The organism is Nocardioides sp. S5-5 (genome assembly GCF_054954065.1).
This window is the reverse complement of the sequence record NZ_CP199913.1, coordinates 1,945,919-1,963,651: the sequence shown is the minus strand read 5'-3', so window position 1 is coordinate 1,963,651 and position 17,733 is coordinate 1,945,919. Positions and strand designations below refer to the sequence as shown.

The 17,733-nt window shown below is 73.8% G+C and carries 18 protein-coding genes and 3 riboswitches; of the genes, 9 read left to right on the top strand and 9 right to left on the bottom strand.

The window, feature by feature from the left end; translation table 11 throughout:
- The first annotated feature begins 101 nt into the window (after positions 1–101).
- On the top strand, positions 102–1,754 hold the full coding sequence (locus ACUP6Y_RS09260) for an ABC-F family ATP-binding cassette domain-containing protein (protein ID WP_462555546.1): 1,653 nt from the start codon (positions 102–104) through the stop codon (positions 1,752–1,754).
- Between the two features lie 31 nt (positions 1,755–1,785).
- On the opposite strand, the gene glyA is transcribed toward ACUP6Y_RS09260, so the two are convergent.
- Together glyA and ACUP6Y_RS09250 are read right to left on the bottom strand one after the other, a co-directional pair.
- A complete protein-coding gene (glyA, locus tag ACUP6Y_RS09255) occupies positions 1,786–3,066 on the bottom strand; it encodes a serine hydroxymethyltransferase (RefSeq protein ID WP_462555544.1) in 1,281 nt (426 codons plus the stop codon).
- 26 nt (positions 3,067–3,092) lie between these two features.
- Positions 3,093–3,187, bottom strand: a riboswitch (glycine riboswitch).
- Between the two features lie 117 nt (positions 3,188–3,304).
- Positions 3,305–3,823: a glycine cleavage system transcriptional repressor gene (locus tag ACUP6Y_RS09250; RefSeq protein ID WP_462555542.1), complete on the bottom strand. Its 519-nt coding sequence runs from the start codon at positions 3,821–3,823 to the stop codon at positions 3,305–3,307.
- 232 nt (positions 3,824–4,055) lie between these two features.
- Between ACUP6Y_RS09250 and ACUP6Y_RS09245 the strand changes: the two genes are divergently transcribed.
- The 4 genes from ACUP6Y_RS09245 to ACUP6Y_RS09230 all read left to right on the top strand — a co-directional run bounded on the left by ACUP6Y_RS09245 (position 4,056) and on the right by ACUP6Y_RS09230 (position 8,021).
- Positions 4,056–4,820, top strand: coding sequence for a hypothetical protein (locus tag ACUP6Y_RS09245; RefSeq protein ID WP_462555540.1), 765 nt, complete (start codon positions 4,056–4,058; stop codon positions 4,818–4,820).
- A 395-nt stretch (positions 4,821–5,215) separates the two neighbouring features.
- Entirely contained in the window at positions 5,216–5,824 is a 609-nt protein-coding gene (locus tag ACUP6Y_RS09240) for a DUF4956 domain-containing protein (protein WP_462555539.1), read from the top strand.
- Positions 5,821–6,582 carry a polyphosphate polymerase domain-containing protein gene (locus tag ACUP6Y_RS09235; protein ID WP_462555538.1) on the top strand — a complete coding sequence of 254 codons (762 nt, stop codon included), beginning with the start codon at positions 5,821–5,823 and terminating at the stop codon, positions 6,580–6,582. The genes ACUP6Y_RS09240 and ACUP6Y_RS09235 overlap by 4 nt, the downstream gene beginning before the upstream one ends.
- Before the next feature lie 14 nt (positions 6,583–6,596).
- Entirely contained in the window at positions 6,597–8,021 is a 1,425-nt protein-coding gene (locus ACUP6Y_RS09230; RefSeq protein WP_462555536.1) for a carbohydrate-binding domain-containing protein, read from the top strand.
- A 98-nt stretch (positions 8,022–8,119) separates the two neighbouring features.
- Here the strand turns inward: ACUP6Y_RS09230 and ACUP6Y_RS09225 are convergent, their stop codons facing one another.
- Positions 8,120–8,323: a cold-shock protein gene (locus ACUP6Y_RS09225; protein ID WP_141799318.1), complete on the bottom strand. Its 204-nt coding sequence runs from the start codon at positions 8,321–8,323 to the stop codon at positions 8,120–8,122.
- 220 nt (positions 8,324–8,543) lie between these two features.
- Positions 8,544–8,608: riboswitch (guanidine-III (ykkC-III) riboswitch) on the top strand.
- Positions 8,609–8,621: 13 nt separating this feature from the next.
- Between ACUP6Y_RS09225 and ACUP6Y_RS09220 the strand changes: the two genes are divergently transcribed.
- Entirely contained in the window at positions 8,622–8,936 is a 315-nt protein-coding gene (locus ACUP6Y_RS09220; RefSeq protein WP_462555535.1) for a DMT family transporter, read from the top strand.
- On the opposite strand, the gene ACUP6Y_RS09215 is transcribed toward ACUP6Y_RS09220, so the two are convergent.
- Complete coding sequence (locus ACUP6Y_RS09215) at positions 8,920–9,471, bottom strand: 2'-5' RNA ligase family protein (protein ID WP_462555534.1); 552 nt, start codon at positions 9,469–9,471, stop codon at positions 8,920–8,922. The two genes, ACUP6Y_RS09220 and ACUP6Y_RS09215, sit on opposite strands and share 17 nt — an antisense overlap.
- Positions 9,472–9,754: 283 nt before the next feature.
- Between ACUP6Y_RS09215 and cobT the strand changes: the two genes are divergently transcribed.
- Complete coding sequence (gene cobT, locus ACUP6Y_RS09210) at positions 9,755–10,798, top strand: nicotinate-nucleotide--dimethylbenzimidazole phosphoribosyltransferase (RefSeq protein ID WP_462555533.1); 1,044 nt, start codon at positions 9,755–9,757, stop codon at positions 10,796–10,798.
- Between the two features lie 61 nt (positions 10,799–10,859).
- On the top strand, positions 10,860–11,627 hold the full coding sequence (locus ACUP6Y_RS09205; RefSeq protein WP_462555532.1) for an adenosylcobinamide-GDP ribazoletransferase: 768 nt from the start codon (positions 10,860–10,862) through the stop codon (positions 11,625–11,627).
- Positions 11,628–11,660: 33 nt separating this feature from the next.
- Here ACUP6Y_RS09205 and cobU read toward each other — a convergent pair whose 3' ends face one another.
- Together cobU and ACUP6Y_RS09195 are read right to left on the bottom strand one after the other, a co-directional pair.
- Positions 11,661–12,182 (bottom strand): bifunctional adenosylcobinamide kinase/adenosylcobinamide-phosphate guanylyltransferase, encoded by a 522-nt coding sequence (gene cobU / locus ACUP6Y_RS09200; protein WP_462555531.1) that lies wholly within the window; start codon positions 12,180–12,182, stop codon positions 11,661–11,663.
- Positions 12,179–13,612, bottom strand: coding sequence for an RNB domain-containing ribonuclease (locus ACUP6Y_RS09195; RefSeq protein WP_462555530.1), 1,434 nt, complete (start codon positions 13,610–13,612; stop codon positions 12,179–12,181). Before ACUP6Y_RS09195 ends, cobU begins: the two co-directional genes overlap by 4 nt.
- 24 nt (positions 13,613–13,636) lie before the next feature.
- Here ACUP6Y_RS09195 and yaaA point away from each other — a divergent pair, with 24 nt between their 5' ends.
- Positions 13,637–14,416, top strand: a complete 780-nt coding sequence (yaaA, locus tag ACUP6Y_RS09190) for a peroxide stress protein YaaA (protein ID WP_462555529.1) — start codon at positions 13,637–13,639, stop codon at positions 14,414–14,416.
- Positions 14,417–14,419: 3 nt separating this feature from the next.
- Here yaaA and ACUP6Y_RS09185 read toward each other — a convergent pair whose 3' ends face one another.
- The 3 genes from ACUP6Y_RS09185 to ACUP6Y_RS09175 are packed head-to-tail and all read right to left on the bottom strand — an operon-like array spanning position 14,420 to position 17,467.
- The gene (locus ACUP6Y_RS09185) at positions 14,420–15,595 is read right to left on the bottom strand and encodes a bifunctional RNase H/acid phosphatase (RefSeq protein WP_462555528.1); all 1,176 of its coding nucleotides are present in this window, start codon (positions 15,593–15,595) and stop codon (positions 14,420–14,422) included.
- Complete coding sequence (locus tag ACUP6Y_RS09180) at positions 15,592–16,335, bottom strand: zinc ribbon domain-containing protein (protein ID WP_462555527.1); 744 nt, start codon at positions 16,333–16,335, stop codon at positions 15,592–15,594. The genes ACUP6Y_RS09185 and ACUP6Y_RS09180 overlap by 4 nt, the downstream gene beginning before the upstream one ends.
- A 10-nt stretch (positions 16,336–16,345) precedes the next feature.
- Positions 16,346–17,467, bottom strand: coding sequence for a Nif3-like dinuclear metal center hexameric protein (locus ACUP6Y_RS09175; protein ID WP_462555526.1), 1,122 nt, complete (start codon positions 17,465–17,467; stop codon positions 16,346–16,348).
- Between the two features lie 36 nt (positions 17,468–17,503).
- A riboswitch (cobalamin riboswitch) is annotated at positions 17,504–17,672 on the top strand.
- Positions 17,673–17,733 lie beyond the last annotated feature (61 nt).

Here is a 17,733-nt window from a genome sequence, read left to right as displayed (position 1 = left end):
GGGCGCTGGACCGGCGCATGGCCGAGCACGCCGCGCTCCCCTGGGCGCTGGGCAGCTCGCCCTGCGTCGTGACCTGAGCGCCCGGAAACTACGATCGCCCCATGAGCGCGACCCTGGTAGCCAAGAGCCTCGCCGGCGGTCATGCTCACCGCACCCTCTTCGAGGCCCTCGACCTGACCGTCGCGCCGGGCGACGTGGTGGGCGTGGTCGGCGCCAACGGCGCGGGCAAGACCACACTGCTGCGAATCCTCGCCGGCGACCTCGCCCCGCTGGAGGGCAGCGTCTCGACGGCTCCCTCCGACGCCTTCGTCGGGTGGCTCCCCCAGGAGCACGAGCGGATCGCGGGCGAGAGCGTCGGTCAGTACGTCGCCCGGCGCACGGGATCTGCGGCGGCGACCGCCGCGATGGAGCAGGCCGCCGCGGCGCTGGCGGACGGCGACGAGTCGCCGGCGGTCGCGGACGCCTACGCCCACAGCCTCGACCACTGGCTGGCCAGCGGCGCCCCCGACCTCGACGAGCGGCTGCCGCCGATGCTGGCCGACCTCGGCCTCGACGTCGGCCCGGACGCGCTGATGACCGCCCTGTCGGGTGGCCAGGCGGCCCGGGCGGCGCTCGCCGTACTGATGCTCAGCCGCTTCGACCTGGTGCTCCTCGACGAGCCGACCAACGACCTCGACCTCGCCGGGCTCGAGCAGCTGGAGACCTTCGTGCGCGGGCTGCGCGCCGGGGTGGTGCTGGTGTCCCACGACCGCGAGTTCCTCTCGCGCGTGGTCACCCGCGTCGTCGAGCTCGACCTCGCGCAACACCAGGTCGCCGTGTACGACGGCGGCTACGACGCCTTCCTCGAGGAGCGGGCGATCGTGCGGCGCCATGCCCGCGAGGCGTACGAGGAGTTCGCCGAGAAGAAGGCCGACCTGGTCAACCGCGCCCGGGTCCAGCGGGAGTGGAGCTCGCAGGGCGTGCGCAACGCGATGCGGAAGTCGCCCGACAACGACAAGGTCCGCCGCCGGGCGCAGTCGGAGTCCTCGGAGAAGCAGGCGCAGAAGGTGCGCCAGATGGAGTCCCGGATCGCGCGGTTGGAGGAGGTCGAGGAGCCCCGCAAGGAGTGGGAGCTGCGCTTCTCGATCGCCGCCGCGCCCCGGTCCAGCTCGGTCGTCGCCACTCTCGACCGGGCCGTCGCGCGGCTCGGCGACTTCACCTTCGGCCCCGCCTCCCTCCAGATCAGCGCGGGCGACCGGATCGGCGTGACCGGCCCCAACGGTGCCGGCAAGACCACCCTGCTGCGTCTCCTCCTCGGCCGGCTCGCCCCGGACGCCGGCCGCGCCGGCCTCGGTGCCTCGGTCGCCATCGGCGAGATCGACCAGGCCCGCACCGGCCTCGACGACGACCTCCCCCTCGGCCCCGCCTTCGAGGCCGCGATGCCGGACCTGACGCCGGCCGACGTACGCACGCTGCTGGCGAAGTTCGGCCTCAAGGCCGACCAGGTCACCAGCCTGGTCGCCCGCCTCTCCCCCGGCGAGCGCACTCGCGCGGCCATGGCGCTGCTGCAGGCCCGCGGCGTCAACCTCCTCGTCCTCGACGAGCCCACCAACCACCTCGACCTGCCGGCGATCGAGCAGCTCGAGCAGGCCCTCGAGTCGTACGACGGCGCACTGCTGCTGGTCACCCACGACCGCCGGCTGCTCGACACCGTCCGGCTCGACCAGCGCTGGCAGGTGGAGGACGGTCGGGTCGCGGCTGTCGAGATGGCCTGACCGCTGGTGCGGATCGGGTCGCCCCGGTGCCTCAGCCCAGCCCCGGATAGAGCGGGTGTGCCGCCGCCAGCACGGCGACCCGGGTCTGCAGCTCGGCCGCCACGCCCTCGTCGTACGACGGCTGGAGCGCCTCCGCGATGATGTCGGCGACCTCGGTGAACGCCTCGGCGCCGAAGCCCCGGGTCGCCAGCGCCGGCGTGCCGATGCGCAGGCCGGAGGTGACCATCGGCGGGCGTGGGTCGAAGGGGACGGCGTTGCGGTTGACGGTGAGGCCGATCGAGTGGAGGCGGTCCTCGGCCTGCTGACCGTCGAGCTCCGAGGCACGCAGGTCGACGAGGACCAGATGCACCTCGGTGCCGCCGGTGAGGACGGAGACCCCGGCCGAGACCACGTCGGGCTCGGTGAGCCGCGCGGCGAGGAGACGAGCACCCTCCAGGGTCCGCTCCTGACGCTCCCGGAACGACGGGGACGCCGCCATCTTGAAGGCGACCGCCTTGGCGGCGATCACGTGCTCCAGCGGACCGCCCTGCTGGCCGGGGAAGACGGCGCTGTTGATCTTCCTCGCGAGCTCCGCGGTCGACAGGATCACGCCGCCACGCGGGCCGCCGAGGGTCTTGTGGGTGGTCGTGGTGACGATGTCGGCGTGCGGCACCGGGCTCGGGTGGAGGCCGGCGGCGACCAGGCCGGCGAAGTGCGCCATGTCGACCATGAGGCGGGCGCCGACCAGGTCGGCGATGCGGCGGAACTCGGCGAAGTCCAGCTGGCGCGGGTACGCCGACCACCCGGCCACGATCAGCTTCGGCCGGTGCTCCAGGGCGAGCCGCTCGACCTCGGCCAGGTCGACCCGGAAGTCGTCGGGGTCGACGTGGTAGGCGACGGCGTCGTAGAGCCTGCCGGAGAAGTTGATCCGCATCCCGTGGGTGAGGTGGCCGCCGTGGGCGAGGTCGAGGCCGAGGATGGTGTCGCCGGGGTCCAGCAGCGCGAACATGGCGGCGGCGTTGGCCTGGGCGCCGGAGTGCGGCTGCACATTGGCCGCCTCGGCGCCGAACAGCTCCTTGACCCGGTCGATGGCGAGCTGCTCGACGACGTCGACGTGCTCGCACCCGCCGTAGTAGCGGCGGCCCGGGTAGCCCTCGGCGTACTTGTTGGTCAGCACCGAGCCCTGGGCCTCCATGACGGCGACCGGCGCGAAGTTCTCGGAGGCGATCAGCTCGAGGGTCCCCTGCTGGCGGGCGAGCTCGGCGGTGATGGCCGCGTACACGTCGGGGTCGTAGTCGGCGAGGTGCTGGTCGAAGGCGTCGTTCGTGGTCATGCGGAGGCTCCCGTCGTCGAGGTGTGCCTCCCCGCTCTGTCATGGGTGCCTGAGAGCTTCACCGCGAACGGCTTGCACCTTGGGCGCAGGACACGGGTCCTGACTTTCCAGAGTCGCCTCGCACGGGCAGTGACGGTGCCTGAGAGTTTCTCGGGGAGAGTTGCTCCTACGGCGCCCCGCACGGTGGCGAGGTCTCTCCTGCTTCGGCTACGAACGGCGCCTGTTCAGTTGTCGCGGGTCACACCCTATCGGCAAGCGTGATCTCCACCATCAGCTCGTCCGCGATCGCCTCCAAGACGGCACGCAGGTCGTCGACCCGGGTGGTCGGCGGCGCCTCGAGCACCGCCCGGGCCTCGAACAGCCGGCCGCCGGCCATCGGCGCGTCCCGCACGTCGGTGATCAGGTCGCGGATGCCCACCCGCTCCCGGGCCAGCGCCGCGGAGATCTCGGCGACGATGCCGGGGCGGTCGGCGCCGAGCAGGTCGAGGTCGACCAGCACGGCCGGCTCCACGCCAGGCACGTCGGTACGGGCCACGGTGACCTGCAGGCCGATGCTCTCCAGCCCGGCCAGCTCGGCGACGAGCGCGTCGGCGCGCGCGTCGGGGACCTCCAGCAGCAGGATGCCGGCGAACTTGCCGGCCAGCCGCGCCATCTGGCTGCGGTTCCAGCTCGCGTCGTGGGCGTGCAGGCGGGCCGAGAGGTCCGACACCAGTCCGGGGCGGTCGTCGCCGATGCAGGTGAGCGTGAAGGTGGCCATGGGTCGAGGCTAGCGAGCGTGTCGCGGCCACAGCGTGGTGGTGGGAGATGCCCAGCTGCACACACGCAAAGGCGCCGGCGCGCAGCCATACCGGGTCGTCTCGCCACGAGACCTCGGCCGGCGCGCCTGCCGCTGGTCGGCGGAACGTAGGCTCGACCCACCAACGTCAGCAGCCGGAGGAGGCCTCGTGTCGCCGAGTGGTCGTTCCCGTGCGGTCCTGTCCAGGCCGGGGTTGCCCAAGCCGGGCCTGGCGGCCGTCACCGCCACCGTCGCCACCGGCATGCTCGGCGCCCTGGCCGCCGCGCCCGAGCGGATGAGGCACGTGCTGCGCCGCCGCTATCCCACCGTCGCGGTGACCGGGATGACGGGCGTGGGCAAGTCCCAGCTGGCCGACCGGCTCGCGCGGCGCAACCCGGCCGACGGCACGGCCGAGGTGGGCTCGGCGGTGATGGAGCGGCGGACCCGGCGCTCGCGCCGGCTCCGCGGCTTCCGCTTCCTGGTCGTGCCGGGCGACAACGCCGCCACCCGGCTCGGCGCGCTCGACGAGGTGTTCCACGACGAGCCGGTCGACGGGGTGATCCACGTCGTCGCCAACGGCCACGCCACGCCGCGCCGCGCCGGCGGTACGACGGGCGCGGCGACCGCGACACGCGCCGACCAGCTGGCCGCCGAGCTCGAGGACTGGACCATCACCGCGCACCGGATCGCCTCGATGGCCGTACGCAGCGCCCAGCCGATCTGGCTGGTCATCGCGGTGACCAAGGCGGACCTGTTCGCCGAGGACGTCGACGAGGTGGTCCGCTCCTACTCCCCCGGCAGCGGCACGCCGTTCGGCGACAAGGTCGACGAGCTGCGCGCGCTGGCCGGCGGCGCCCGGCTCTCGGTCGACGTGCTCCCCGTGTCGACCAGCAGCGGCGAGGGGCTGAGTGCGAAGCAGGCGGGCGCCCTCGTCGACCGACTCGCCACCCGGCTGGCCCAGCTCAGCGGCCACGTCTGACCCGGCTGCGAACCGGCGTCAGTGGCAGGGCGCGCCCTCGCAGCACGGCCGGATGTAGCCGCAGCCGTCGCACCGCTCGTGCGAGGTCTCCCAGCGCATCAGGGTTCCGCAGTTGGGACAGGGTTCGGTGAGGTCGGCCACCCGGTGAGGGTACGGCGGGCGAGGGCTCGCCCGAGTCACTTCCCCGGCGACACGCTGTCGATCACCCGGCCGTCCCGGATCCGGTGGCAGAGAACCCTGTCCAGGCCTGGGACAGCTTCCCCACAGCGCGGCGGGCGAGGGCGCCGCCACCGGTCCCGGTCCTCACAGACAACGCACAGGGTCGGCTGACGCCCCGGACAACCGGGCCCGGCCTACTGGGTGGTGTTCATCTCGACACCACCTGGAGTTCACCGATGCCCGCCTACTCGCTGTACCTCGCCGACGCCGCCGCCATCTGCGTCCTCGTCTTCGCCCTGTTCCTGCCGCGCCACCGGCGCCCCGAGCTGATCGTCGCCTACCTGACGGTCAACGTGGGGGTGCTGGCCGTGTCCGCGGCGCTGACCTCGACCACCATCGGAGCCGGGCTGGGCCTGGGACTGTTCGGCATCCTCTCGATCATCCGGCTCCGCTCCGAGGAGCTGGCCCAGCATGAGGTGGCCTACTACTTCGCGGCCCTGGCGCTGGGTCTCCTCGGTGGCCTGGGTACGACGGCCGGCTGGGTCGGCGTGACCCTGATGGCCGCGGTCCTCGCCACGCTGGCGATCGGCGACCACCCGTCGCTGGCACAGCGGACCCGGACCCAGCAGCTGCTGCTCGACCGCGCGCACACCGACGAGTCGGCTCTCCTCGCGAACCTGGAGTCGCTGCTCGGCGCCGAGGTGATCTCGGCGAAGGTGCTGCGGGCCGACCTGGTCAACGACACCACGCTGGTCGACGTCCGGCACCGCGCCACGGCGTCCGGGTCGCCGGCACGCTCGGCGCACCTGGCCACCGACGCGCGCACCCTGGAGTCGGTGCGATGAGCGAGCTCGCCGCCACCGCGCTCGACGTACTCGCCCCGATCTCGCTCGACGCCCTGGTCGAGGAGGCCGAGCTGCTCGCCCGGGTCGATCGCAAGTACGTCCTGCCGACCGACGAGGCGGACGCGCTGCTCGCGCTGGTCCCCCACGACACCCGGGTCCTCCAGATCGACGGGCAGCGCGCCTTCGGCTACCGGTCGACCTACTTCGACACCGACGCCCACGACAGCTTCCTCACCTCGGGGCGCCGGCGTCGCGGCCGTTGGAAGGTCCGCACCCGGGCCTACCTGGGCACCGGCGGCTGCTGGCTGGAGGTCAAGACGGTCGGGCCACGCGGACTGACCGTGAAGCAGCGGATCCCGCACCCGGAGGCGGTCCGGCTGACTCCGGAGGGCCGGGAGTTCGTGGCCGGGGCCGTGCCCGCGCTGGCCGACGTGCCGCTGCGGCCGGTGCTGACGACGGGCTATCGGCGTACCACCCTCCTCCTGCCCGCCTCCGCGAGCCGGGTGACCCTCGACGTCGACCTCGGCTGGACCTCGATCCACTCCCAGCACGACCTCGACCGGCCGCACCTGGCGATCGTGGAGACGAAGACCGGGTCGACCCCCTCGTCGGTCGACCGCCTGCTCTGGTCCCGCGGCCACCGACCGGTCGCGATCTCGAAGTTCGGCGTCGGCATGGCCGCGCTGCACCCCGAGCTCCCCCGCCTTAAGTGGCACCACGCGATGGACCGCCACCTCGACCTCGCCCGCGCCGCCTGACCCAGGAGACCCCCATGAAGCTCACCGCCCGCCGCCGCATCTGTGCCGCGGTCGCCACCCTCGCCCTGCTCACGACCACCGCCTGCGGAGCCGCGAGCACCACCGCCGACACGGCCGCCGTCAGTGCGACCACGTCGGCACACACCCTGGCCGACACCCATGCCGACACCGACGATGGCGAGTACGACGCCGCGGGGGCCACGACGATCGCGCTCGCCGACGGCGCGAGCAGCGTCGACGGCTCCGGCGCGAGCGTCGACGGCGACGTCGTGACCATCACCGAGGCCGGGACCTATCTCCTCTCCGGCAGCCTCAGCGACGGCCAGGTGGTCGTGAACAGCGCGGGCGAGGGCAAGGTGCGCCTGGTCCTCGACGGCGTCGACATCGCCTCGGCCACCACCTCCCCGGTGGTGATCACCGAGGCCGACGAGGCGGTCGTGATCCTCGCGGACGGCTCGACCAACACGCTGTCCGACGCCGCCGCCTCGGCCACGGACGACGAGGAGGAGGACGCCCCGACCGCGACGTTGTTCTCGATGGCCGACCTGACCATCGCCGGCACCGGCTCGCTGAGCGTGACCGGCGCCAGCAACGACGCCATCACCAGCAAGGACGGCCTGGTCGTCCTGTCCGGCACCATCACCGTCGACGCCGTGGACGACGGCATCCGCGGCAAGGACTACCTCGTCGTCGAGGACGGCGAGGTGGCGGTCGCAGCCGGCGGCGACGCGCTCAAGTCCGACAACGACAACGCCGGCGAGCTCGGCTGGATCCAGGTCGACGGCGGTACGACGACCATCTCGGCCGGCTCCGACGGCGCCGACGCCGAGGGCTCGATCACCGTCGCCGGCGGCACGATCGACGTCACTCGCTCCGAGGAGGGGTTGGAGGCCGCCGTCATCACCATCACCGACGGACTGGTCTCGATCGTGGCCAGCGACGACGGCATCAACGCCACCAGCGGCACGGTCGAGGGCGGCAGCGAGTCGGCCGAGGAGGGCGTGCTGCTCACGGTCAGCGGCGGCGAGGTCCATATCGACGCCGGCAGCGACGGCATCGACTCCAACGGCTCGGCCACCCTGTCGGGCGGCGTCGTCACGATCACCACCCCGAACAACGGCGGGGGCGGCGGCAACGGTCCGATCGACGTCAACGGCACCCTCGAGTCGCCCGACGTCGTGACCGTCGACTCCGACGCGGCCGCCGGCGCGGAGGTCACCGTGACCGACGGCTCCGGCGAGGTGGTCGTCACCTTCTCGGCGCCCGGCACCTCGTCGTACGTCGTGGTGGCCCGGGGCCTCACGTCCGGCGAGTCCTACACCGTGTCCGTCGACGGCACCGACGCCGGCTCCGTGACCGCCACCGAGGCACCGAGCACCCAGATGGGCGGCGGCCCGGGCGGCCCGCCGGCCGACGGCGAGCGCGGCTGGGGACGGTGACGGGCACCGAACGCAGGCGGTCGCGCACCTGCGCTCGGACATGCGAAGACCCCCGGCACCGGGTGCCGGGGGTCTCGCGAAGCGTCAGACGTAGGACGTCAGATCGCGCGGACGTTCTCCGCCTGCGGGCCCTTCGGGCCCTGGGTGACGTCGAACTCGACCTGCTGGTTCTCGTCGAGCGACTTGTAGCCGCTGCCCTGGATGGCCGAGAAGTGGACGAAGACGTCCGGGGTGCCGTCGGCCGGGGCGATGAAGCCGAAGCCCTTCTCGCTGTTGAACCACTTGACGGTGCCCTGAGCCATGATTTTCTCCTTGGTTTTTCGAGTTCCGGACCGGCGAGCTGCCGATCCGTTGGTGCTGAAGACATCCCTTGCCTGATGCCCAGCTGAACCGAAGACCAAGAGCGACAAGATGTTCTGCCCCCACCGAGAGAGCAGGAGCCTCCATGCGGAGACTCTTCAACGCCGATGAGCCTAGCAGTGCCCGGGCGGGCGATGTCGATCGGCGCGACATAGAATCGATGGACAGCCGGTGACCGGCTGCCGGACGAGGGAGCCGTACCCGGAGCGCGACAAGACGGCCACGAAGGACGTGGTGGTCATGGCGTGGTTCGTCCTGGTGGTCTCCGGGACTCTCGAGGCGGCGTGGGCGACGGCGCTGTCGCGCTCCGAGGGGCTCAGTCGGCTGGTCCCGTCGGTGGTCTTCGTCCTCACCCTGATCGCGAGCATGGCGGGCCTCGCCTACGCCATGCGCACGCTGCCGGTGGGCACGGCGTACGCCGTGTGGGTCGGGATCGGCGCGGCGCTGACGGTGGTCATCGCCATGGTGAGTGGTGAGGAGCCGGTCAGCCTGGCGCGGATCCTGCTGCTGCTCGGGCTGGTCGGCTGCGTGGTCGGCCTCAAGCTGGCCCAGTGACCGCACTGACCGCACCGACCGCACCGAGCGGCCAGCTCGCGCACACCCGGCAGTCGCCTTCGGCGTAGCGGTGTAGCTCGAGACGGTCCGCCCGCGTCCGCACCGGAAGCCGCCCGGCGAGGTCGGCGGCCACCGAGGCGATCGAGACGTCGGGGCCGAGGCGGTCCAGGGTGAGATGCGGGACGACGTCGGCGAACTCGCCCGCGTAGGGCGGGCAGTCCGGGAAGGCCCGCCACAGCCGGTCGGTCAGCGCGGCGAAGGGCGCCGCGGGCGAGGGCACGGCGTGGACGATGCCGTCGGGGAACGCGGTGACCTCGTCGAGGACGAAGTCGAAGGCCGGAGTGGCGCGGGCGATCGCCGCCACCCGCGCCAGGTCGGCCGCGCTCGGGTCGGGCCGGAACGGCGCCAGCGCGGTGACGTGGGCGTGGGTGAACGCCGGGTCCGGGGAGAGCCAGGCGGCGTCGTAGTGCTCCCAGCGGGCGCGGACGTAGCCCTCCAGCGCGGGGACCGGGACGACGAGGACGGTGTGGGCCACGCCCGGACCCTAGCGACCACTGGTGGCCCCTGATCCGAGAACGGAAGCGTGCTGTTCACGCTGCCGACTCGTTGGACCGGTAGCGTCACTCGGACCGCGTCACCTGGGGGAGCCATGACCGCGAACGCACCTGACCTGGAGGACGGCGACGAGCACGAGTGGTCGGGCGTCGCGCTCGTCCTCGCGCTGCTCGTCCTGGCCGGAGTGCTGGTGATGCTCTTCACCTGAGTCCGCGCTGGGCAGATCGCCGCCGCGCGCCCGGACGCCGGTAGCGTTCGGCACCATGAGCCCCCTCCCCGCGCCCGATCCCGACATCCGCTCGGCCGCCGCCGAGCGCCTCTCCGGCCTGGCCACCCCGGCCGGCGCGCTGGGCCGGCTGGGCGAGCTCGGCGTGTGGCTGGCCGCGGCCCAGGGCGTCGTACCGCCGCGGCCGCTGGAGAACGTGCGGCTGGTGATCTTCGCCGGCGACCACGGCGTCGCGCAGCACGGCGTCTCCGCCTATCCGCCGGCCATCACGCCCGCGATGGTGCGCACCTTCGTCCTGGGCAAGGCCGGCGTCTCCGCGCTCGCGGCCGCCCACGGCGTCCACGTCCGGGTCCTCGACCTGGGCGTCGACGACGACCTCGACGGCGTCCCCGACGAGGTCCGGGCGCACAAGGTGCGCCGTGGCAGCGGCGCCATCCACGTCGAGGACGCGCTGAGCGCGGCCGAGGCCGCGCAGGCGTTCGCGGCCGGCCGCACCGTCGCCCGCGAGGAGATCGCCGCGGGCGCCCAGCTGCTGCTGTCCGGGGACATGGGCATCGGCAACACCACCCCGGCCGCCGCCATGGTGGCGGCCGTCCTCGGGCTGCCGGCCGCCGAGGTGACCGGCCGCGGCACCGGGGTCGACGACGCCGCGCTCACCCACAAGCAGGTCGTCGTCCAGCAGGCGCTGGACCGGGCCGGCACCCGGATCGACGACCCGATGGACGCGCTCACCGCGCTGAGCAGCGCCGACCTGGTCGCGACGGTCGGCTACCTCGTGGAGGCGGCCGAGGCCGGTGTGCCCGTCCTGCTCGACGGCCTGATGTCCGTCGCCTGCGCCCTGTACGCCGACCGGATCGCGCCCGGCGCCGCCGCGTGGTTCGCCGCCGGCCACCGCTCGACCGAGCCGGCGCAGGCGCTGGCGCTGGAGAAGCTCGGCTTGGAGCCGGTGCTCGACCTCGGGCTGCGGCTGGGCGAGGGCTCCGGCGCGGTGGCCGCCGTACCCGTGCTGCGCTCCGCGGTCGCGCTGCTGCGCGACGTCGCGCTCCTCGCCGACCTGATGCCGCCCGCCGAGGACGCATGACCACCCCACGGCGCTCCTCTCCTCCGCTTCGCTCCCCCGAACGGCTTCGCGGGGACGCCGGGTGAGCGTCGCCGTCGTCGGCCGCAGCCTGCGGCTCTCGATCGGGATGCTGACGGCGCTGCGGGTCCCCGCGGTGCTCCGGGTCTCCCCCGGCGTCGCGACCGGCGCGCTGCTGCTCGCGCCGCTCGCCGTGCTGCCGCTGGGCGCGGTGGTCGGCGTGATCGTGTGGGCCGGCGGCCACCTCGACCTGCCTGCCCTGGCCGTCGCCTTCGCCGCGCTCGCCGCGCTCGCGGTCGGCAGCCGGGCGCTGCATCTCGACGGGCTCTCCGACGTCGCGGACGGGCTCACGTCGTCGTACGACCGCGAGCGGTCGCTGGCCGTCATGAAGAGCGGTACGGCGGGCCCGGCCGGCGTCGCCGCGCTGGTACTCGTCCTCGGGGCCCAGGCCGCCGCGCTGACGGCGTTCGTGTCCTTCGGCGGACAGGTGCGCTCGGCCGTGGTCGCCGGTGCCGCGGTGTGCGCCTCCCGGGCCGCGCTGTGGATCACCGCCTGCACCCTGGCTCCGCCGGCCCGGCCGGACGGCCTGGGCGTGAGCTTCACCCGACGGGTGCCGGTCGTCGTCGCGGTCGTGGGCTGGGCGGGGCTGGGCGCCCTGTCGCTGGTGGTCGACCCGGTCCGGGGTCCGGTCACGGTCGCGGCCGCCTTCGTGGTGGTCGCGGTGCTGACCTGGCACGCCGTCCGCAGGTTCGGCGGGGTCACCGGCGACGTCTTCGGCGCGGGCATCGAGCTGGCGCTCGCCGTGCTGCTGGTCGGGCTGGCGGGCACCTAGACATCGCGGTCACACGCTGGTGCCCGCGCCGCGTCAGAGGCGGAGCACGCGCCCCGCGACCACCAGGTGAACCTCGTCGCAGGCCGCGGCGACCCGCTGGTTGACCGTGCCGAGCAGGTCGCGGAAGACCCGTGCCGAGCGGTGCTCCGGTACGACGCCCAGCCCGACCTCGTTGGTCACCAGCACCACCCGCTGGCCGGTGCCGCTGAGCGCGGCGAGCAGCCCGTCGAGGTGTCCGAGGACCTGGGCCTCGACGTCCTCGACCGGGGCCTCCCACAGCCCGGCGTCGTCGACGACGCCGGTGAGCCAGGTGCCGAGGCAGTCGACCAGGACCGGCTCGGCCGCGGCGCCGAGCACCCCGGCCACGTCGCGGGTCTCCTCGGTCGACCAGGTGGGGGGCCGACGGGCCCGGTGGGCGGCGATGCGGGCGGCCCAGTCGGCATCGTCGTACACCGGACCGGCGGCGACGTAGATGACGCTCGCGGCGTCGGCGAGCAGGGACTCGGCGTGCCGGGACTTGCCGGACCTCACCCCACCGGTGACCAGGACCCTCACGGCAGCGTGAAGGCGACCTTGCGGGCCGCGAGATCGGCGCTGGCCAGGGTGACCGTGACGTCCTCACCGAGCGGCAGCGGCTGCGCCGAGGTCACCGGCGCCTCGACACCGACCTCGGCGAGCATCACCACACCGGTGGTCGGCTCGTCGTCGCGGAGGCTGGTGACGACCCCGTCGAAGGTCTCGCCGACCCGGTCGGCCAGCACCGCGGCCTCGATCAGGTCGAGCACCGCGCGCTCGTAGGAGCCGGCCCGGCGCGCGGAGTCCTGCAGGATCTTGGGCAGCCCGGGCAGCGCACTCGCCACCCAGTCGGGGACGGGGGTGCCGGCGCAGATCGCGAGGCAGACCTCACCGGCGTACCGGTCGCCGAGGCGGCGCAACGGCGCGGTGACGTGGGCGTACTCGGCGGCGATCGCGCAGTGGCGGGTCTGCTCGGGGAGCTCGCCGTCGAAGGCGGCGTACCCGCTCCCGCGCAGCAGTCGGGTGCAGGCCACGACCATCGCCTGGTGCTGGGAGAGCGTCGGGTCGAGCGAGCGGACGAAGTCCGGGTAGTCCATCTCCTGCGGCCAGGAGATCCGCAGACCCTTCGCGACCCGGCGCAGCCGGGCGACGTCGCGCGGGTCGGCCGGCGGCAGGGTGCGCAGCATGCCGACCTTCGCGCCGACCATGAGCGAGGCCGCGCCCATGCCGGTCAGCAGGGAGATCTGGGCGTTCCACAGCTCGACGGGCAGCTGCTCGCGGAACACCAGCCGGAAGCTGCCGTCGGCCTCGTCGACCTCCTGCTCCGGCAACGGCAGCGAGATCCCGCCGCGCGCCACCTCCTGCTGCTCGCGCAGTCTCCCGATCTCGCGGAGCAGCTCGAGCACCTCCCCGGCGGTGCCGTCGTCGAGCGCCTGCTGGGCCTCGACGTACGACCACCGGGCACTCGAGCGCACCCGCGCCCGCTCGACGCGTACGTCGGTGGTCACGCCGTCCGCGTCGAGGCGGATCGTCCACAGCAGCGCCGGGCGGACCTGGTCGGGCAACAGCGAGGCCGCTGCCTCCGACAGCGCGGGCGGGTGGAGCGGGATCCGGGTGCCGGCGCCGTACAGCGTCTCGCCGCGCTCGTTGGCCTCCATGTCGACCGGGTCGCCCGGCCGCACGAAGGCGGCGACGTCGGCGATGGCGTAGTGGACGACGTACCCGTCGCCCTCGCGCTCGAGGTGGAGCGCCTGGTCGAGGTCCATCGAGCCCGCCGGATCGATGGTGAGGAACGGCAGGTCGGTGCGGTCCAGCTCGGGCAGCACGACGCCTGCCGCCGCGCGCTCGGCCGCGGCGACGACATCGGGCGGGAACTCCCCCGGGAGGTCGAGCTCCTTCGCGATCGCCGCGAGACCCTCCTGGATCTCCGGAGAGCTCGCCTTGACCCGGACCACGAGATTGCTCGGCATGTCGGTGACCTTATCGTTGGCCCCGTGCTGATCCTGCTGCCGCCGAGCGAGGGCAAGGCGGTCCCCCGGCGGGGCCGGCCGCTCGACCTCGCCGCGCTGTCCTCCCCCGCGCTCACCGACGCGCGCCGCGAGGTGCTCGACGCCCTGGTCACGCTGTGCCGGGAGGATCCGGCCAAGGCGGCCGAGGTGCTGGGCCTCTCGGCCGGCCAGGCGGACCTCGTCGACCGCAACGCGGACCTGACGTCCGCACCCACGGCACGTGCGGACCGGATCTACACCGGCGTCCTGTACGACGCCCTCGACGTCGGGTCCCTCTCGGCCGGAGCGAAGCGGCGCGCGACCTCGCGGCTCGCGGTCGCCTCCAGCCTGTTCGGCATGGTGCGGCTGGGCGACCGGATCCCGTCGTACCGGCTCTCCGGCGACGCCTCCCTGCCTGGGCTGGGTCCGGTCGCGGCGGTGTGGCGCGAGGCGCTGCCGGCCGTGATGACCGAGACGCTGGGTCGCGGGCTGCTGGTGGACCTGCGCTCGGGGATGTACGCGAGCTTCTGGAAGCCGGGCCCGGACCTGGCCAAGCGGGTCGCCACGGTGCGGGTGCTGCACGAGCACGACGGCACCCGCAAGGTGGTCAGCCACTTCAACAAGGCCACCAAGGGCCGGATCGTCCGGGCCCTGCTCGAGGACGGCGCCGACCCGCGCACGCCGGCTGCCTTCGCCGACACGCTCCGGGACCTCGGCTGGACCGTCGAGCTGGGTGCTCCGGGCAAGACCGGCACCCAGCTCGACGTGGTCGTCAGCGCGCTCTGAGCGTCACCAGCGCCCGGTGTCGCGCAGCGTACGGCGACCGGGGGCCAGGGCGTTGAAGAACCTCATCGAGCCCTTCTGCTCACCGGTGCGCGGGTCGGGGTAGAACGCGAGCACCGAGACCGCGGCGGGTGCGAGCTCCATCCGGAACAGCGTCTCCAGCGGCGCGTCGAGGGCGTGCGCGACCAGGGTCTTGATCGGTGTGACGTGGCTGACCAGGACCACGGTGCGCCCGGCGTGGGCCTCGAGCAGCCGCCTCAGCCCGGCCAGCACCCGCTCCCGGACCACGACGAACGACTCGCCGCCCGGCGGCGCGGCGGACATGTCGGCGAACCAGGCGTCCAGCCGCTCCCGGTCCCGCTCGGCGACCTCGGTGAAGCTCAGCCCGTCCCACTCGCCGAACTCCATCTCGGCGAAGGCCGGCTCCTCCTCGACACCGAGTCCCAGCGCGGACGCGACGATGTCGGCCGTCTCCCGGGTACGCCGCACCGGCGAGGCCACGACGACGTCGACGCTGTCCTTGAGCTCGGTGAGCCACGCGGCGACCTCGGCGGCCTGGGCCCGGCCCTCCTCCGAGAGCGGCGGGTTGTCGCCGCCGAGCCCGCCGGAGAAGCGGCGACCGGTGGTGTGCGGGGTGACGCCGTGGCGGACCAGCACGATCGTGGTCGGCTGGCCCGGCCCGGTCGCCGGCGAGGACGCCTCCTCGGCCGCCGACTCCGGCTCGTCGGGCACGCCGTCACCGGGCAGGCTCGAGACGCTGACGCCCGACCGCTTCCCGTCGAGCGCCTCGTTGGCGAGCCGGTCGGCGTGGGAGTTCTGGGCGCGCGGCACCCAGGTGTACGTCGTACCGGCGGGCGCGAGCTCGCGCGCCTCGGCCGCCAGCACGGCCATGTCGGCGTGCTTGATCCGCCAACGCCCGGACATCTGCTCGACGACCAGCTTGGAGTCCATCCGCACCTCGACGACCGCGCCCGGCGCGTGCGAGACGGCGAGCGCGAGGCCGGCGACCAGCCCGGAGTACTCCGCGACGTTGTTGGTCGCGACCCCCAGCGTGCGGGCGTCCTCGGCGATCACGGCGCCGGTCGCCGCGTCCCGCAGGACCGCGCCGTACGCCGCCGGCCCGGGGTTGCCGCGCGAGCCGCCGTCGGCCTCGACGACGACCCGCCCGGGCGCAGCGCTCACAGGCCGCTCTCGGAGGTGCGGACCAGGATCCGCTGGCACTCCTCGTGGCGCAGCACCGTCTCGGCGGGCGTCGCGCGGATCTCGGCGATCTCGCCGGCGTCGAGGGTGAGCTGGCAGCCGCTGCACTGCCGGGCTCGCAGGGCGCCGACACCGATCCCGCCCTTGCTGGCGCGCAGCTTCTCGTAGAGGGCGAGGAGGTCCTCGGGGATCGCCGCGACGATGGCGGCGCGGCCACCGGAGACGGACTCGATCTCGGCGTCCAGCGCGGCGACCTTCTCGTCGCGTGCCGTGGTGAGGGTGCCGAGCCGGCCGTCGAGGTCCTCGATCGCGGAGGTGAGCTCGGCGAGCGCGGACTGCGCCTCCTCGAGCTGCTCCATCACCTCGAGCTCCTCGTCCTCGAGCGTCGAGATCCGGCGCTCCAGCGACGCCAGCTCGTGCTGCATCCGCTCGAGCGCCTTGGGGTCGGCGATGGCGCCGGAGTCCATCCGGTCGCGGTCGCGGGTACGCCGGGCCTTGACCTGCTCCACGTCGGCGTCGGCCTTCACCTGGGCGACCGCGAGGTCGTCGACGACGATGCGCTGGTCGCGCAGCCGCCCGTCGACGTCGACCCGCTTGCCGAGCAGGTCCTTGATCTCCGCGGCCTCCGCCGGGTTGCCGCGCTGGTGGCGCAGCTGGTCGATCTGGGCGTCGAGGGCCTGCAGGTCGAGCAGGCGGAGCTGGGCGGCGGGGTCGGCGTTCACAGATGCATCCTCACAGGCGCATTGTCCAAGGATCGGTGCAGATCGCGCTCACCCGGGTCTCCACCGCGTCGCCGAGCGCCTCGCGAAGCAGCTGGTCGACCACCGGGAGCCAGGTCCACTCGGCCGCCCAGTGGGCCACGTCGACCAGCGCCGGGCCACCCTTCTCGAGGAACTCCGCCGCCGGGTGGTGGCGCAGGTCGCTGGTCACATAGACGTCGGCGCCCGACCCGGCGAGCCGGTCGAGCAGGAAGTCGCCGGCGCCCCCGCACACCGCGACCCGCCTCACCGGGCGCTCCGGGTCCCCGGCGACCCGGACGCCGTGCTGGGTCGGCGGCAGCGCCGCGGCCACCGCCTCGGCGAAGCCGGCCAGGGTGGTCGGCTCGACGCTGCCGACCCGCCCGGTGCCCACGCCGGCGAGCTGGGGATCGGCGAGCTCCACGACGTCGTACGCCGGCTCCTCGTAGGGATGGGCCGCCAGCATCGCGCGGACCACGGCCGCCCGGCGGGCGCGCGGCAGGACGACCTCGATCCGCACCTCCTCCACCGTCTCCAGCTCACCGACGGTCCCGATCATCGGCGTCGCGCCGTCGAGCGGGCGGAACCGGCCCTCGCCGGGTGCGCTGGTGAAGGAGGCGAAGTCGTAGTCGCCGATCTGGCCCGCTCCGGCCTCGGCGACGGCGGCCCGCACCGGTGCGGCCGCGTCGGCCGGGACGAAGACCGTGAGCTTGTCGCAGGGCTCGCCCGACGCGGGGATGATCGGCGCGAGGTCCTTGAGGCCGAGGGCGACCGCGAACGCCTCGGACACGCCCCCGACGGCCTGGTCGGCGTTGGTGTGGGCGGTCAGCAGCGCGCAGTCGGCCTTCGCCAGCGTGTGCAGGGTGCGGCCCTTCGGGGTGGTCGCCGCGACGCCGTGGACGCCCTTGAGGAAGAGCGGGTGGTGGACCAGCAGCAGGTCGGCCTTCCAGTCCGCGGCCTCCGCCGCGACCTCGGGAGTGGGGTCGACCGCCAGCAGCACCTTCTTCACGGGCTGCTCGGGGTCGCCGTACACGAGCCCGACGGCGTCCCAGCTGTCGGCCGTCGCGGGCGGGTACCAGCCGTGGACCAGGTCGACGACGTCCTTGAGCGAGGGCATGGCGGTCAGGCTACCGAGAGGGCCGCGGCGGGCGGTTGCTATGGTGCCGGTGCCAGCGAAGGGAACCCGGTGCGAGTCCGGGACTGACGCGCAGCGGTGTGGGTGACGGCCGGAGCACGATGTCACTGGACCTCCCGGGGTCTGGGAAGACGCTCCGAACCGGATGATCCCGAGTCCGAAGACCTGCTGGCCCTTGCGGCCCGACCGTCGCGAGGTCGATGTGGGGCGATCGCGAGGAGCCCCGGCCTCGAAGGACTCCGTCACTT

Coding starts and splice junctions, on each gene's coding strand:
- ACUP6Y_RS09250 (WP_462555542.1), bottom strand. CDS start 3,823: ATGGCCACCTTCACGCTCACCTGCATCGGCGACGACCGCCCCGGACTG.
- ACUP6Y_RS09260 (WP_462555546.1), top strand. CDS start 102: ATGAGCGCGACCCTGGTAGCCAAGAGCCTCGCCGGCGGTCATGCTCAC.
- ACUP6Y_RS09235 (WP_462555538.1), top strand. CDS start 5,821: ATGAGCGAGCTCGCCGCCACCGCGCTCGACGTACTCGCCCCGATCTCG.
- cobT (WP_462555533.1), top strand. CDS start 9,755: ATGAGCCCCCTCCCCGCGCCCGATCCCGACATCCGCTCGGCCGCCGCC.
- ACUP6Y_RS09225 (WP_141799318.1), bottom strand. CDS start 8,323: ATGGCTCAGGGCACCGTCAAGTGGTTCAACAGCGAGAAGGGCTTCGGC.
- ACUP6Y_RS09230 (WP_462555536.1), top strand. CDS start 6,597: ATGAAGCTCACCGCCCGCCGCCGCATCTGTGCCGCGGTCGCCACCCTC.
- ACUP6Y_RS09195 (WP_462555530.1), bottom strand. CDS start 13,612: ATGCCGAGCAATCTCGTGGTCCGGGTCAAGGCGAGCTCTCCGGAGATC.
- ACUP6Y_RS09175 (WP_462555526.1), bottom strand. CDS start 17,467: ATGCCCTCGCTCAAGGACGTCGTCGACCTGGTCCACGGCTGGTACCCG.
- ACUP6Y_RS09220 (WP_462555535.1), top strand. CDS start 8,622: ATGGCGTGGTTCGTCCTGGTGGTCTCCGGGACTCTCGAGGCGGCGTGG.
- ACUP6Y_RS09240 (WP_462555539.1), top strand. CDS start 5,216: ATGCCCGCCTACTCGCTGTACCTCGCCGACGCCGCCGCCATCTGCGTC.
- glyA (WP_462555544.1), bottom strand. CDS start 3,066: ATGACCACGAACGACGCCTTCGACCAGCACCTCGCCGACTACGACCCC.